The organism is Mycobacterium sp. NGS56 (assembly GCF_059812425.1).
This window is the reverse complement of sequence record NZ_JCALCQ010000003.1, coordinates 253,255-268,772: the sequence shown is the minus strand read 5'-3', so window position 1 is coordinate 268,772 and position 15,518 is coordinate 253,255. Positions and strand designations below refer to the sequence as shown.

The window sequence follows — 15,518 nt, the reverse complement described above, 5'->3', positions numbered from 1 at the left end:
GGGCTGTGATCAGTGGGGGGCTTTAGACGCGTTCTGTTCGACGTAGCCCACCACGTCCGCCAACGTGCGGAGCGAGGCGTAGTCCGTCTCCGGTATGTCGACGTTCAACCGCCGATGAATACCGCGCAGAAAGCTCAGCCAGTCCATGGAATCGAGGTCGACCTGTTCTCGTAGCAGGACGTCATCGTCGATATCGTCGGGTTCGACTTCGGGTGCAATGGATGTCAGCACAGACAAGACCACAGCACGTATTTCATCGGTCATGGCACATCACTTCTCCAGGAGATCGGGTTGCTGGAGCAACTCGTCAATTGCGCCGAGGAACAGCGCACCACGGTGACCATCGCTTGCACGATGGTCGGCGGCCAGTGTGGATTGCACGGTGGTGACGACTCGGATTCCCTCGTCGATGACGCATACCCGCTTCACGGGCTGGCCGAAGCCGACGATGGCGACCTGCGGCGGATAGATGACTCCGAACACCGCATCGACGCCTTTCTCGCCGAGATTGGTGACGGTGATGGTGGGGTCCGACATTTCCGAACTCCGTAGCGAGAACGACCGCGCCCGTGCCACCAGATCGGTTAGGTCGTCCATCAATTCGTCCAGTTTTTTCTCCGGAACGTCGTGAATAGCCGGGGCGACCAGACCACCACCGCGCAGCGAGATCCCCACCCCGACATGCACCCCGGCCGCGGGTTCGAAGCCGTCCTCTCGCCAGAATCCGTTGAACTCCGCGAACCGCTGCGCCGCGATGCCGACGGCCTTCAACAACAACACGGCGGGCAGTACCCGTTCATCGATCGACCGCTGCGCATTGCGTGTGGTCAGCCAGGACAGCGACTTCTCCAGAACAATCTCCTCGGCAAGGTAGTAGTGCGGGATCTCCCGCTTAGAGCGGCTCATCGCGGCCGCAATCGACTTACGCATCTGGGCCGCGCGATCGGCCGCCGTGGCCGTGGCCGCCGGCTTGGCCGCCGGTTGGCGGACTGGTTCGGCAACCGCCGCCGCGTGCTCGACGTCGCTGATGGTCACGGCACCCTGGGGTCCGGTGCCCCTCACCGCATCGAGATCGACGTGCAGCGATAGCGCCAGCCGCCGCGCAGCGGGCGAAACCCAGCGCCGATGCGCGGTAGCGGCACTGACAGGCGCCGACGGCTTCATCGACGATGCGGACGCCGGCTTTGCGGGACCTTTGTTCGCGGGCCGGTGCTTCGTTGCGGCCCGCGGCCGCTTATCCGCACGTTCGCCCGGTGCCAGCAGCGTGGCCAAAGTCGTTCCCACCTGCACGGTTTCGCCGATCGGGATGAGCAGCTCGTTTACTGTTCCCTCTTGCCAACATTCGACTTCTACTGCGGCTTTGGTGGTTTCGACGACGGCCACGATCTGGCCGCGGGTCACCTTGTCGCCGGGCTTGATCAACCATTCGTTAAGGGTGCCCTCGTCCATGTCTGAGCCCAATGAGGGCATCTTGAAGTCGATCACGACTGCTCACCGAACAGACTCTGTACGGCCGTGACGATCTTGGCGGTCTGGGGGAGTGCCGCCTGTTCCAGGTGCTTTGCGTAGGGCATGGGGACCTCGGCGCTGCAGACCCTGACGACAGGGGCATCGAGGTCATAGAAAGCCCCCTCCATCACGCGCGCCATGACTTCAGCAGCCAGACTGCCTGTGCGCCAGGCTTCGTCGACGACGACGGCGCGATGTGTTTTACGGACCGACTCGAGTATGGTGGCATCGTCGAGCGGTCGCAGAACCCGCAGGTCCACAACTTCGCAGTCGATGCCGGCCAGCGACAACTCGTTCGCAGCGTCGAGCGCCTTGCCTAGGCAGCCGCCATAGGCTACGAGTGTTGCGTCGTTGCCGGTGCGGCGGACCGCTGCCCGGGCAATATCGGTACTGGCAAATGCATCGACATCGGATGACGTGTTGTAGAGCTGAACGTGCTCGAAGATCACTACCGGGTCCGGATCGGCCAGCGCTGTTCCGAGCATGCCGTAGGCATCCTCAACCGTGGCCGGTGCTACCACCTTGATACCCGGGATATGGGCATACCAGGACTCGAGGCTGTGCGAGTGTTGGGCGGCAAGCTGGCGACCGGCGCCGGTCGCCATTCGGACCACCAGAGGCACAGAGAACTGCCCACCTGACATATGGCGAAGTGCGGCAGCGGTATTGACTATCTGGTCGAGCGCCAACAGGCTGAAATTCACCGTCATGACCTCGACGATCGGCCGAAGTCCGTTGAGGGCCGCCCCGATTCCGATTCCGACAAAGCCGAGTTCGGACAGCGGAGTATCACGCACCCGCTCCGGACCGAATTCCTCCAAAAGGCCCTTGGACGCCGCGTATGTTCCCCCGTACCGTCCGACGTCTTCACCCATCAGCACAACGCGCGGGTCCTTTTGCAAAGCGTCGCGAATGGCATCGTGAACCGCCGTCCGGTAGCTGGTTTTCATTGCGAACCTGCCGGTGTCAGCACGTCGCGCTCGAGATCGACCACGTCCTCCCAAGTCCCCGCCTCGGCGAAGGTCACCGCGTCCTCGATTTCGGCGGCGGCCGCATCTTCGATTTCACGTAGGTCGCCCTTGGACAGCGTTCCGTCGGCCACACACTTTTTGGTGAACGCCTGAATCGGATCGCGTTTGCGCCAGCGTTGCACCTCGCCTTTGTCTCGATACAGTTCGGGATCGAACATGGAATGGGCTCGAAACCTGTAGGTGCGGAACTCGATAAAAAAGGGGCCGCCGGTATCGCGGACGTGGTCGACACCTTGTTGCGCAGCGGTATGGCACGCCTCGACATCCATGCCGTCGACGGCGAGGGTCGGGACCCGGTACGCCGCCGCCTTGACGGTGAGATCCGTCTGCGACTGCGCCCGATCCAACGCGGTGCCCATCGCGTAAAGGTTGTTTTCGCAACAGAACAGCACCGGCAGATTCCACAAAGCGGCCATATTCAGCGACTCATGGAATGCCCCCTCCGCGACCGCGCCGTCGCCGAAGTAGCATGCGGTCACCCGCTTCTGCTGCAGCATCGCGTCGGCGAGCGCGATTCCCACCGCAAGCGGCAAGCCACCCGCAACTATCGCATTCCCGCCGTAGAACCGCTTGGATGCACTGAATAAGTGCATCGACCCGCCGCGGCCGCGCGAGCACCCTTGCTGCTTGCCGAACATCTCGGACATGATTGCGGTCATAGGAATCCCGCGCAGCAGCGCGTGCGCATGCTCACGGTAGGTCGCGACTACCGCGTCGTCGTCGGCCAGCGCGCGCAACGACCCGGCGGCGACGGCCTCTTCACCGACATAGAGATGCAGGAAGCCGCGAATCTTGGCCGCGCTGTACAGTTCCGCGCATTTTTCTTCCATGCGACGGACGCGGACCATATCCGACAGGAGTTCGTAAGCCAACTTGGTATCAGTCACGACGGCACCCCCTCGGCGTCGCGATCAGGGTGTTGTTCGACGGTGGAGGTATCGCCCTCAAGCAGACCCAGCTCACGAGCCTTCAACAGCCGCCGCATGATTTTGCCGCTGCTGGTGTGCGGCAACGAATCGACGAATTCGAGCTCCTTCGGCGCCACCGTAGCCCCCAGCCGTTTGCGGGCGTGGCCTATCAGTTCCAGGCGCAGGTCCTCGTCGCCGACCATCCCATTCTTCAGCGTGACGAAGGCTTTGACTATTTCGCCGACCGTCGGATCGGGCTTACCGATGACCGCCGCTTCCGCCACCGCCGGATGATCGGTCAGGGCGCTTTCGACCTCGAACGGGCCGATCAGATGTCCCGCTGACTTGATCACGTCGTCTTTGCGTCCGAGGAACCAGAAATACCCGTCGGTATCCTTCTTCGCGAGGTCTCCGGTTAAGTAGAGATCGTCCACGAAGCACTTCCGATATCGCTCCTCGGCGTTCAGGTAGCCGCGGAACATCGACGGCCAGCCTGGTTTGAGCGCGAGCTCGCCCTCGACGCCGGGTTGGTCGATGACTGAAATCGCATCGTCATCGTTATGGCGCACGATACATGCGTCCACTCCGGGAAGAGGTCGGCCCATCGAACCTGGTTTGATGTCGAATGCCGGGGTATTGGCGATCATGATGCCGCCCGTTTCCGTCTGCCACCAATTGTCGTGGATCGGCAAGCCCAGCACCCGCTTTCCCCACTTCACTGCCTCGGGGTTCAGCGGCTCACCCACGCTGGCGATAAAGCGCAGCCGCGGGAAACTGTAGCGCGCCGGCAGTTCGGGGCCCGCTTTGATCAGCATCCTGATCGCGGTGGGTGCCGTGTACCAAACCGAAACCCCTTGATCCTGCAGGATTCCGTACCAACGCTCGGCATCAAAATCGGCTTCGTCGACAATCGAGGTGATGCCGTGCAAGAGCGGGCTGATGATCCCGTAGGAGGTCCCGGTAACCCAACCGGGATCCGCTGTGCACCAATAGGTGTCGTCGGAATGTAGGTCAAGGGCGTACAGGCCGGTGACGTAGTGCATCGCCACGGCACCGTGGACGTGGATCGCTCCTTTCGGTGTTCCGGTGGTGCCGCTGGTGAAGTGCAGCAGCGCCGGATCGTCAGCGGTGGTGGGCTCGACGGGCGCATTCTCGTCGGCGGCGTCCATCCAGTGCCAGAAATTGAGTGTTCCAGGTAGCTGTAGGTCAGCTCGGTTTTCGTCGACCAGCAAGATGTGCCGGACCGATGGGAGTCGATGACGAATCTTCGCGATCTTTCGTTGGTAAATCGTTCGGGTGGTCACGAGCACATCGGCTTGCCCGATGTCTATCCGTGTCACGATCGGCTCTGGTCCGAACGCTGAAAACAAGGGCGAGACGATGCTGCCGTTGCGTAGCGCGCCCATGACCGTGATGTAGAGCTCGGGGCAGCGATCCATGATCGTGAATACCCGATTGCCCCTGTTGATGCCCAGCGAGCGTAATACGGCGGAGAATCGTCGGGAGAACCGGCCGAGTTCGGCATAGCTGAGATCTCGTGTCGCGATCGCTCCATCCCAGCCCTTATTGGTGATGAAGCGGAACGCGGTGCGGCTGGCAGTCGCGCCGGCCGCGTGCCGTTCGACGGCGGCGTAGGCGATATTGCACTTACCGGGACCCATGCCTTCGCACAATTGCGGCACATCGGACCACTGGAATCGCGCGCAAGCCTCCTCGTAGTTCGTGAGGTTCGGCTGGACGCCGAATTCGTGGAGGTCTTTGTGTATTACTTCCATGCCGAAGTCCTAAAATTCTGACCGACTGGCGACAGCTAGGAATGGGAGTGTCCTTGTCGTCGCGTGGGTGCCTTCATCGTTTCCCCACGCCGCCCGCCGCAATAGAGACGAAAGTCATCGGAAGACCGCGTTCGTCCTTTTGTCCCCCGCGGCATCACCGTCAGCGGAGTCCAAGGACTCGACTGTGGGGACCTAGGACCCTTGCGTCGGTTGCCCATGCGTCAGAAGGTCGTACCGGAAAGGACAGGTGAGGATGATGGCCCGATTGACCGCGGACACCGACGTGATCACGGCGGCAGTCGAGTTGGCGTGTCGCGCCCCGTCGCTACACAACAGTCAGCCTTGGCATTGGGTTGCCAACGACACCAGCGTCGACCTATTCCTCGATCCGCGGCGAACAGTTACGTCGACCGACAAATCCGGAAGAGAGGCGATCATCAGCTGTGGCGCAGCGCTTGATCACTTCCGGATTGCGATGGCCGCCCTCGGGTGGAGTACGAACGTCGAACAGTTCCCGAATCCGAACAACCTCGAGCACCTTGCCTCGATCAGCTTCGGGCCGACCGATTATGTCGCACAGGCCCGCCGCGATCTCGCCGACGCGATCGTGCGTCGTCACACCAGCCGCCTGCCGTTCGGGCCGCCCAAACATTGGTCGTCGGTGGAACTGGTGCTTCGCAATGCGTTGGAAGACGATTTCGTCAGCCTCGACGTGTTGGGCGCCGACGCGCGACCGCGGCTGGCGGAAGCGGCTCGACTCGCCGAAGCCCTGCGTCGCTACGACGATGATTATCACCATGAATTAGACTGGTGGACATCACCATTGAGGAAGTTTGAGGGTATTCCCGACAGCGCATTGGTTTCAGAGGCGGACGACCGCAGAGTCGATGTGAACCGCCGGTTTCCTGTCGACCCGCTGGACGAGCGGAGCTCCGCGGGTACCTACGACGAAGCGAAGATACTCGTTCTGTCGACACTCGGGGACACGCGAGTGGATGCCCTCCGATGCGGCGAGGCGTTGTCGACGATCTTGCTGGAATGCACGTTGGCCGGACTGTCGACTTGCCCGGTGACACACATCACGGAGCTGGAAGCTACCAGGGAGATGATCCGTGACCTCACTCGCCGCATCGCCCTACCTCAGGTTTTGATCCGGGTGGGTGTCGAACCGGAGGGTGAGTCGTCACCCCGGCCGACGCCGCGGCGCCCCCTGGCCGACGTGTTGCGGATCCGGGCCTAGGACGCGAAAAATGGCTTCCCCCCTGGGTGATCGGTTGGTGTTGAACGACTCCGACGTCGATGCGCTCGCTTGGCAGTTCACGAACTCCGTCTACGCCGGCGACACCTATGCGGCTTGGCCGCTGGATCGGAGGCTGGAGGGGTTCCTGCGGCATCGGGGGTTGTTCAGCATCGCCGAAGACGGCGACGCGTTTGGTTTCGTGCTCGACCGTGTCATGGCATGCATCAGCGCGCTTTCCCGTCCGGTTTGACGGGCATGGCTGTCGATCGGTTAGGGAGCTGACGAACGACCCACAACCCGGGGACTTCGGTCCCTTTCGACATTGTCGGCCGATTGGTGCGATGGACAGTGCAAGTACCGAATCACGTTTCATCAGGAGTCATCCAATGAGCACCGTTCCCGTTCGGCGCCGGCCGATATCGCTATTTCCGGAGATCTCGGAGTTGTTCGCGGGCTTCCCATCCTTGACAGGACTGCGCCCAGCCTTCGAGGCGCCCGTGATGCGACTCGAGGACGAAATGAAAGACGGCCGCTACGTAGTGCGCGCGGAAATGCCGGGCGTCGATCCCGCAAAAGACATCGACATCACCGTGCGCGACGGGCAGCTGACGATCAAGGCGGAGCGCAGCGAGAAAAAGGACTTCGATGGACGGTCGGAGTTCTCGTACGGCTCGTTTGTCCGGAGTGTGTCGCTGCCGGCCGGTGCCGACGAGGGCAGCATCGACGCTACCTACGACCAGGGGATTCTCACTGTCTCGGTGGCGGTCTCGGAGGCGAAGCCCGCGGAGCGACACATCGAAGTGCGATCGGCCAATGGACAGTGACCGCGGTGCGCGATGACCAGAGCGGCTGACGTCACCCGACGCTCGCCGCGGCGCGTCTTTCGCGACCGCCGCGAGGCCGGGCAGGTATTGGGAAACCTCCTCACCGCCTACCGCGACCGACCCGACGTGATCGTCTTGGGTTTGGCCAGGGGAGGGTTACCCGTGGCATGGGAGGTGGCAGCGGCGCTACACGCCCCGCTGGATGCCTTCATCGTGCGCAAGCTCGGAGCGCCGGGACACGAAGAATTCGCGGTCGGGGCCCTCGCCACCGGAGGTCGCGTCGTGATCAATGATGACGTTGTGCGCGGCCTGCGGATCACGCCGCAGCAATTGCGCTTCATCGCCGAACGTGAAGGCCGCGAACTTGTCCGGCGCGAGGCCGTTTATCGCGACGGACGCCCACCCGTAGACGTGTCCGGCAAGACGGTCATTCTGGTTGATGATGGATTGGCCACCGGCGCAAGCATGTTCGCGGCGGTGCAGGCTTTGCGCGAGGCCGAGCCCGCCCACATCGTGATGGCCGTGCCCGCGGCACCCGAATCCACCTGCCGAGAATTCGCCGGCCTGGTGGACGATGTCGTATGCGCCAGCATGCCGACGCCATTCCTGGCCGTCGGTGAGTCTTTCTGGGATTTTCGTCAGGTAACCGATGACGAGGTGCGCCAGTTGCTTGCCACACCCACCACCGGCGCGTGGACGAAAACGGCCACCGAGGTCACGCCGGCGCAGGTGATCGCCAGGGTGGCCATCGACGCACCGGCGGGTGTCCCGCCCTGGGAGGCGCTGGACGCGCTGATAGGTGATGCCCGAATCGTGCTGATCGGCGAGAGCTCGCACGGCACACATGAGTTTTACGAGGCGCGAGCCGCGATCACAAAATGGCTGATCGAGGAAAGGGGCTTCTGCGCAGTCGCCGCGGAGGCTGACTGGCCCGACGCCTACCGAGTGAACCGGTATGTTCACGGTCAGGCCGAAGACAAGAGCGCCGACGCGGCACTGAGCGGCTTCGAGCGTTTCCCCGCCTGGATGTGGCGCAACACGGTGGTTCGTGATTTCGTTGACTGGCTGCGCGTGCGAAATCACCGGCAGGAGCCAGACGGTCATCGGCAGGCCGGGTTCTACGGACTCGATCTGTACAGCTTGCACCGATCGCTGCAGGAAGTTATCAACTACCTCGACAAAGTCGATCCGAAGGCGGCGGCTCGGGCGCGGGAGCGCTATGCATGCTTCGACCACGCCTCGGCCGACGATGGTCAGGCGTACGGTTTCGCGGCGGCATTCGGCGCCGGTCCGTCGTGCGAGGCACAAGCGGTCGAACAGCTGGTCGACATCCAGCGCAACGCACTGTCCTACGCGCGCAGGGATGGACTGCTCGCCGAAGACGAACTCTTCTACGCCGAGCAGAATGCGCAAACTGTGCGTAATGCAGAGGAGTACTACCGAGCAATGTTCAGCGGCCGGGTCAACTCGTGGAACCTGCGCGACAAGCACATGGCGCAGACCCTCCACGCGCTGGTCAAACATCTAGACCGCCATTCGGACGTCCCGTCAGCGCGAATCGTGGTGTGGGCCCACAATTCTCATGTCGGCGACGCACGAGCGACCGAGGTTTGGGCGGACGGACAGCTGACACTTGGGCAGCTCGTTCGGCAGCAATACGGTGAGGAGTCTCGGCTGATCGGTTTCAGCACGTACGACGGCACGGTCACCGCTGCCAGCGAGTGGGGCGGGGTGGCGGAACGTAAGGCCATTCGCCCGGCACTCAATGGAAGCATCGAGGAACTTCTGCACGAAACCGGTAAGGCGTCGTTCTTGGTTTCGCCACTTCTCAGCAGGGAAGCCACCAATCCGCTCAGTGCGGTTCGGTTGGGGCGTGCCATCGGCGTCATCTACCGGCCCGAGACGGAACGGCAGAGTCACTATTTTCATGTCCGCCCCGCGGACCAATTCGACGCGATTATCCATATCGATCGGACCCGGGCTCTGGAACCTCTTGAGCCCACCAGTCTCTGGATCGCCGGCGAAACACCCGAAACCTATCCCACCGGACTGTGATCAACGGAGCGGAGTCAACGGACATGGATGTGGGAGCCGAGTCGATTCCCGGCCGAGTGCAGATCGTCACTCGACGATGAATCCGGCTCTTGTGACCGAGTCGGAGCAATTGGCCGCTGCACCCGAGCGGACATCGAAAAATTGTTTTCGCTGGCCGCCGAGCCGTCCGCCTCACGCGCCAATGAACGGGCATGTGTGCCAAAGCGTCTTCTTCGGGACGAACGGCTGTTGACAAGGGGCCTAAGGACTCCTCCATGACCGTCGAAAGATCCCTAGTCTGGCATTGAATCCATCAGTGTGCGACACAACACCTAACCCGGGAGCTCCGATGAATCAGCTGCATTCGAAGTCGGTGGTCGTCGGCATCGACGGGTCGCAGGCCGGGGTGAACGCTGCCAAATGGGCGGTCGATGAGGCGATTACCCGACAGCTGCCCCTGCGCCTCGTTCATGTCGCCGGGCGCAAGGGATCACGAGCTACGTCGGCACCACCTTCGGACCGGGAGCTTGAAGCCGGCGAAACCGCCCTCTACCAAGCTGAAGTCGCGGTGGAAGGTGTGGGGAAACCCGTCGAGGTCGAGACCGTCTTGCTGTCCGGCGACCCAGAACAGGTACTGATCGATGAATCGTTGGATGCGGCACTGGTGTGCGTCGGTACCGACCAGCGCCGGTGGGCCGTCGACAAGCTCCTCGGCACAACCGAGGCTGCGTTGGCGACGCGTGCACACTGCCCGGTGGCGATCATTCGCACCAGTCCCGACGGAACGCCGGCGAAGCCCGGGGTGATCGCCGTAGTACTCAATGATGAGCCCGACAACGAAGAGGTTGTCCACCAGGCTATGGAGGAAGGGCGTCGGCGCAACGCCACAGTGCGGCAGATCGATCGGCGCCTGAACAGCTGGGTTCGGCGCTATCCGGACGTGCCCGTTGAGATCGTCGCAGCCGGCACCGGCCCAAGATCATCTGTAAACCACAGCAATGCAATCGAACTCGCCGTTGTGGGTAGGTCCGACGCAACTCATATTGCTGAGCTCGGCACACCCAATTATCACCCGATTGTGGGCTATCCGGGCTGCTCGGTGCTGATTGTCCGGGACTAGGTACCAGAGGCCTCGCCCATGAAGGAGTCACCGAGAGAGCGCCCAGTCGTCGTTGGTATCGACGGGTCGAAGGCGGCGGTGCAGGCGGCTCTCTGGGCTGTGGACGAGGCGGTGGATCGTGACGCTCCGCTGCGGCTGCTTCATGTGATCGAGCAAGGTGATGGGTGCGATGCCGATCCAAAGACCTTGGCGCGCATGTTCGCCGCCGCGGAAACCGCCATCGGGCGTGCGCTCACAGCAATCGAAGCCACTGGTCGGCAAGTGAAGACGGAGATGGAGGTCGTCCGGGGGCCAGCGGTCAGGTCGTTGATCGAAGCGTCGGCATCAGCGGCGATGACATGTGTGGGTGCGGTGGGCCTCCGCCATTTTCGACCGGGCCGGGTAGGCTCTAGCGCTGCGGCTCTTGCCGTCTCCGCGCCATGTCCCACGGCTATCATCCGAAGGCCCGATGATCGGCCCGGCCATTCGGCGCCCGGGATCGTCGTTGAGGTAGACAATTCTCCCGACAGCGCAAAGTTGCTGGGCATTGCCATGGAGGAAGCTCGGATGCGCAACGCCACTGTTCACGCAATCGTGTGCCGGCGAAGCGTGTCCCATGATGTGGCGGTCGAGGGGAAGCACGATCTGCGGGCAGTCGCCGACCTAGATCGCCGGCTGGCCGGCTGCAGACGTCGTTACCCGCATGTCCAGGTGGAAGCGGCGGCGGCCCACAACACCCTGCTCGAATTCCTGGGTTGCAACCGCGGATCGGTACAGCTGGCAATTGTCGGCTCGCAGAATCGCGAGCATCTGCAGGAACTGGTTGGACCGGTCGGCAGTGCCGTACTCCAAGCCGCCGGCTGCTCGCTGCTGGTCGTCAACGGCCGGCATATGTGAAGCCGGAAGACGATGAAATGCGGAGCATCGCGATATGTCTTTACATGGAACGTACGGCACGGTAGGAAGGGCTCGCCATGGTTACAGTCTTTTTGGTCGACGACCACGAAGTCGTCCGCCGCGGACTCACCGAGCTGCTCGCCTCGGACCCCGATCTGGAAGTCGTCGGCGACGCGGGATCGGTGTCCGAAGCGATGGTGCGAATACCCGCGACAAAGCCTGACGTCGCCGTACTCGATGTGCGCCTCCCCGACGGCAACGGCATCGAATTGTGCCGTGACCTTTTGTCGGAGCTTCCGGAGCTGCGATGCCTGATGTTGACGTCGTTCACCTCCGACGAGGCGATGCTCGAGGCAATCCTGGCCGGCGCCAGCGGCTATGTCGTCAAGGACATCCGGGGGATGGAGCTTGCTCAAGCGATCAAGGACGTCGGTGCCGGTAAATCGCTGCTGGATAGCCGAGCGGCTACCGCACTGATGGCCAAGCTGCGGGGCGGCACGGAGCACAAGGATCCGCTGTCCGGACTGACCGAGCAGGAGCGAACGCTACTGGGGCTGCTCGGCGAGGGCTTGACCAACAGGCAGATCGCCGCCCGGATGTTCCTGGCCGAGAAAACGGTCAAGAATTACGTATCGCGCCTGCTGGCCAAGCTCGGCATGGAGCGGCGTACTCAAGCCGCGGTTTTCGCGACGAGGCTTGACCAGCACTCTCCGCCGAATACAGGCACCTGACCTGCGAAGACGGCTTCCGCAGGACCAGCCGTTACAACTTGGGACGGTCCGGGCCCAACGAGACTAAGCTGGCCTGAGCACCTTCGCGTTGATGCCTTAGCACTGGATATGTGTGACGCGCAGTTGCTACGGGGCTTAGTTGTCGGAGGTAACAGGTGGCCAACGACGATAACGGCTCGGCATTTGCCGGACTGGGCGAGCGTGGGCTGGTAAGCAGGATGCACCAGCAGCTCGACGAGTTGCCGGCGGCACGCGATCAGATGGAGCGATTGCTGCGCGTGATCGTCGAGATCGGCTCGGATCTCGATCTTGACGCGACGTTGCGCCGTATCGTTCACGCGGCCAAAGACCTGACTCGTGCTCCGTACGGGGCACTTGCCGTACGTGACCCGACCGGTGCCTTGATCTCATTTATCCACGACGGAATCGACGACGCTACAAGGGAGCGGATCGGACATTTGCCCGTCGGTAAGGGTGTTCTTTCCGTCTCGCTTCTCGACCAGCCGGCCTTGCGCCTGGATGACCTCACCAGACACCCGGCTGCGGTCGGCTTTCCAGATCATCATCCGGCGATGCAAGGATTCATCGGGGTGCCCATCACCATCCGTGGAGCGGTTTTCGGCAATCTTTACCTGACCCACGACGAGCCGGGCCGCGTGTTCTCTGAATCCGATGAGGTTGCCGCCCGGGCTCTGGCGGTTGCCGCCGCAGTCGCGATCGACAATGCGCAGCTCTTCGAGTGCGAACGCATGTCGGTGAAATGGATGGAAGCCAGCCGGGAGATCACCACGGCTCTGCTGTCGAACGCGGAATCGGGCTTTAGCCCACTACAGTTGATCGCCGACCGTGCGTGCGTTCTGACCGATGCCGAGCAGGCGATCGTGCTGGTCCCGATTGACGCTGACTTGCCCGTGGATGAGATCGACACACTGGTGATCTCGGCGGCGGTGGGACTGAACGCCTCCGAGGTCATCGGTCAACGGATCCCGGTGGACTCCTCCACCAGCGGTGGCGTTTTCCGCTCTGGTGAGCCGATAATCACGGAGTCGTTGAGCTACCCGATCCAGGCGTTCACCGACGTCGGGCAGCGCAGCGCAATCTTGATGCCGCTGCGGACCCAGGATGAAGTCGCTGGAGTGATTGCGGTGGCACGCGGCGCCGGCCAGCCACCGTTCGACGACACTTACCTTGACCTGGTTCGCGATTTCGCCAGCCACGCGGCCCTGGCCCTGATGCTTGCCTCGGCTCGCGAGCACGCCCGCCAGTTGACCCTGGTGGGCGAACGGGAGCGCATCGCGCATGACTTGCACGATCACGTCATCCAACGATTGTTCGCCGCGGGCATGGACCTACAAAGCACCGTTGCTCGGGCACGTTCACCGGAGGTTGTCGAGCGACTCAATAAAACGCTCGACGATCTCCAGACGATCATCGAGGAGATCCGCACCACGATCTTCCAGCTGAAATCCCCGTTGGAGCATGAAAGTAGCTTCCGCAATCGCATTCAGCAAGTGGTCACCGATCTCACCGAGAACCGCGGCATCGTCACCACGGTGCGCATGCACGGACCGACGACCACCGTCGGCGGCGAGCTTGCCGAACATGCCGAAGCCGTCACCGTGGAAGCCGTGAGCAACGCCATCCGTCACTCCAGCGCCTCGCGGCTGACGGTCGAAATCGACGTTGCCGACATGCTGGCACTCGACATCATCGACAACGGAAGCGGCATGCCCGCCGATAATCAGCGGCGCAGCGGCCTGGCGAACATGCAGTACCGCGCCGAACAGGTCGGTGGCCGTTGCGAAATCTCCAACGAGGCCACCGGCGGTACGCGCGTCCACTGGACCGCTCCGCTCAACGCTGGCTGATCGGCAACTCGCACAACGCCTATGGGACCAATGGCACCGGCACTGGGCCGAATGGCCCTGGCCGAGCTTCAACGCTCCGGATAACGTGATGTCCAGGCCCGCCAACCGAGCACAACGCGGCGCCCGGCCCGTCAAGGAGACGTAATGAGAAGTCAAGCGGTGAGAGACACTGCCACATCCCAATTGTTGGACGGCCGGGTGATCTCATTGCGTCGCATCGACGGGAAGGACGCCGAAGCTGTCGTGGCGCTCCACCGACACCTCAGCGATCATGACCGTTACTTCCGCTTCTTCACCCTGCATCCAGCCCACCTCGACCAACTTGTGAGGGAGCTGATCGAACCCAAGGACGGGCAGTGCGCGCTGGGCGCATTCGACGGAGACCGGCTGGTGGGTGTGGCGAATTACACCGTCTGTGCTGATCCGACGGCTGCCGACATCGCCATTGTGGTCGCTCATGAAGATCATTCGGTCGGCGTGGGAACGGCATTGCTCAAACGCCTGGCCCAAATCGCCAGAGTCAATGGAATTCGTCGATTCGTCGCGGACGTGTTGGCCCAGAACCACCTGATGCTCGCTGTCTTGTCCGATTTCGGCTGGCCGCGTGAGCGAAGCGATTTCGGATCGGTCCTTCACCTGGACATCAGCTTGCCTGACCGCATCGACGTGTCATCGCATGCCAGTCAAGGGATTGCCTAAAGGAGCGCGACATGTCGAGGACCAAGAATCACGGGATACTGGTCTGCGTCGACGGTTCGGCGGCAGCCGAAGCCGCCGTGGCCTGGGCAACCCACGAGGCCGGCCTGCGCGACTTGCCGATTACGCTGATGCACGCCGTGGCTCCGGTGGTCGTTGGTTGGCCGGTCGGGCAGCTGTATGAGGACATGCCGGAATGGCAGCGAGAAACGGCACAGCAGGTCATCGATCAAGCGCGTAAGGTGGTCGCTGCCAACCTGGATGACGCGAGACCGGCCGAAATACGCACCGAGATCATTTATTCCAGCGTTGTTCCGGCAGTGGTTGATGCTTCGAAGGACGCATCGATGGTCGTCGTCGGCAGCCAGGGATTCGGAGCGATGGGCCGTTTGCTGCTGGGTTCGGTCACCGCTGGATTACTTCACCATGCTCATTGCCCGGTGGCGGTCATTCACTCCAACGCGGCTGTGACACCCGCTGCCAACGCACCCGTGCTGGTAGGCACCGACGGATCGCCCGCATCGGAAGCCGCAATCGCCTTGGCTTTCGACGAGGCGTCTCGCCGGGGCGTGGGCCTAATTGCACTGCACGCTTGGAGCGATGTGGGCATCTTTCCCATGCTAGGGATGGACTGGCGGGACAGCGAGCTTCAGGGGCAGGAGATCCTCGCTGAACGCCTCGCGGGCTGGAACGAACAATATCCAGACGTGCACGTCAAGCGAGTGATCGTGTGCGACAAACCTTCTCGGTGGCTGCTCGAAGAAGCAAAACACGCTCAGCTGGTAGTTCTCGGTAGCCGAGGACGGGGCGGGTTCCCCGGCATGCTGCTGGGGTCGGTGAGCTCGCACGTCGCGCAGGCGGCGACGGTTCCGGTGATTGTGACCCGCGGTCGCTGATCGTCTAGCA

General features: G+C 62.6%; 15 protein-coding genes. 10 read left to right on the top strand and 5 right to left on the bottom strand.

The window, feature by feature from the left end:
* Positions 1-9 precede the first annotated feature (9 nt).
* The 5 genes from AC5Y4F_RS11435 to acsA are packed head-to-tail and all read right to left on the bottom strand — an operon-like array spanning position 10 to position 5,223.
* The gene (locus AC5Y4F_RS11435) at positions 10-264 is read right to left on the bottom strand and encodes an acyl carrier protein (protein ID WP_067932234.1); all 255 of its coding nucleotides are present in this window, start codon (positions 262-264) and stop codon (positions 10-12) included.
* Positions 265-270: 6 nt separating this feature from the next.
* The gene (locus tag AC5Y4F_RS11430; protein ID WP_499996764.1) at positions 271-1,485 is read right to left on the bottom strand and encodes a dihydrolipoamide acetyltransferase family protein; all 1,215 of its coding nucleotides are present in this window, start codon (positions 1,483-1,485) and stop codon (positions 271-273) included.
* Positions 1,482-2,459, bottom strand: coding sequence for an alpha-ketoacid dehydrogenase subunit beta (locus AC5Y4F_RS11425; protein WP_067932230.1), 978 nt, complete (start codon positions 2,457-2,459; stop codon positions 1,482-1,484). The genes AC5Y4F_RS11430 and AC5Y4F_RS11425 overlap by 4 nt, the downstream gene beginning before the upstream one ends.
* Positions 2,456-3,427 carry a pyruvate dehydrogenase (acetyl-transferring) E1 component subunit alpha gene (pdhA, locus tag AC5Y4F_RS11420; RefSeq protein WP_067932228.1) on the bottom strand — a complete coding sequence of 324 codons (972 nt, stop codon included), beginning with the start codon at positions 3,425-3,427 and terminating at the stop codon, positions 2,456-2,458. The genes AC5Y4F_RS11425 and pdhA overlap by 4 nt, the downstream gene beginning before the upstream one ends.
* A complete protein-coding gene (acsA, locus tag AC5Y4F_RS11415) occupies positions 3,424-5,223 on the bottom strand; it encodes an acetate--CoA ligase (RefSeq protein WP_067932226.1) in 1,800 nt (599 codons plus the stop codon). Before acsA ends, pdhA begins: the two co-directional genes overlap by 4 nt.
* Positions 5,224-5,476: 253 nt before the next feature.
* On the opposite strand from acsA, the gene AC5Y4F_RS11410 reads away from it, so the two are divergent.
* The 10 genes from AC5Y4F_RS11410 to AC5Y4F_RS11365 all read left to right on the top strand — a co-directional run bounded on the left by AC5Y4F_RS11410 (position 5,477) and on the right by AC5Y4F_RS11365 (position 15,508).
* Entirely contained in the window at positions 5,477-6,463 is a 987-nt protein-coding gene (locus AC5Y4F_RS11410) for an Acg family FMN-binding oxidoreductase (RefSeq protein WP_499996760.1), read from the top strand.
* A 10-nt stretch (positions 6,464-6,473) separates the two neighbouring features.
* Positions 6,474-6,713, top strand: coding sequence for a hypothetical protein (locus tag AC5Y4F_RS11405; protein ID WP_067932222.1), 240 nt, complete (start codon positions 6,474-6,476; stop codon positions 6,711-6,713).
* Positions 6,714-6,849: 136 nt separating this feature from the next.
* On the top strand, positions 6,850-7,287 hold the full coding sequence (locus AC5Y4F_RS11400) for an Hsp20/alpha crystallin family protein (RefSeq protein WP_499996759.1): 438 nt from the start codon (positions 6,850-6,852) through the stop codon (positions 7,285-7,287).
* Between the two features lie 12 nt (positions 7,288-7,299).
* Positions 7,300-9,342: an erythromycin esterase family protein gene (locus tag AC5Y4F_RS11395; RefSeq protein ID WP_067932219.1), complete on the top strand. Its 2,043-nt coding sequence runs from the start codon at positions 7,300-7,302 to the stop codon at positions 9,340-9,342.
* Positions 9,343-9,694: 352 nt separating this feature from the next.
* Complete coding sequence (locus tag AC5Y4F_RS11390) at positions 9,695-10,441, top strand: universal stress protein (RefSeq protein ID WP_231986301.1); 747 nt, start codon at positions 9,695-9,697, stop codon at positions 10,439-10,441.
* An 18-nt stretch (positions 10,442-10,459) separates the two neighbouring features.
* Positions 10,460-11,317, top strand: coding sequence for a universal stress protein (locus tag AC5Y4F_RS11385; protein ID WP_067932215.1), 858 nt, complete (start codon positions 10,460-10,462; stop codon positions 11,315-11,317).
* A gap of 77 nt (positions 11,318-11,394) precedes the next feature.
* Positions 11,395-12,048: a response regulator transcription factor gene (locus tag AC5Y4F_RS11380; RefSeq protein WP_067932213.1), complete on the top strand. Its 654-nt coding sequence runs from the start codon at positions 11,395-11,397 to the stop codon at positions 12,046-12,048.
* A gap of 218 nt (positions 12,049-12,266) precedes the next feature.
* Positions 12,267-13,916 (top strand): GAF domain-containing sensor histidine kinase, encoded by a 1,650-nt coding sequence (locus tag AC5Y4F_RS11375; RefSeq protein ID WP_499997061.1) that lies wholly within the window; start codon positions 12,267-12,269, stop codon positions 13,914-13,916.
* A 207-nt stretch (positions 13,917-14,123) separates the two neighbouring features.
* Entirely contained in the window at positions 14,124-14,615 is a 492-nt protein-coding gene (locus AC5Y4F_RS11370; RefSeq protein ID WP_197520493.1) for a GNAT family N-acetyltransferase, read from the top strand.
* An 11-nt stretch (positions 14,616-14,626) separates the two neighbouring features.
* Positions 14,627-15,508 (top strand): universal stress protein, encoded by an 882-nt coding sequence (locus AC5Y4F_RS11365; protein ID WP_067932206.1) that lies wholly within the window; start codon positions 14,627-14,629, stop codon positions 15,506-15,508.
* Positions 15,509-15,518 lie beyond the last annotated feature (10 nt).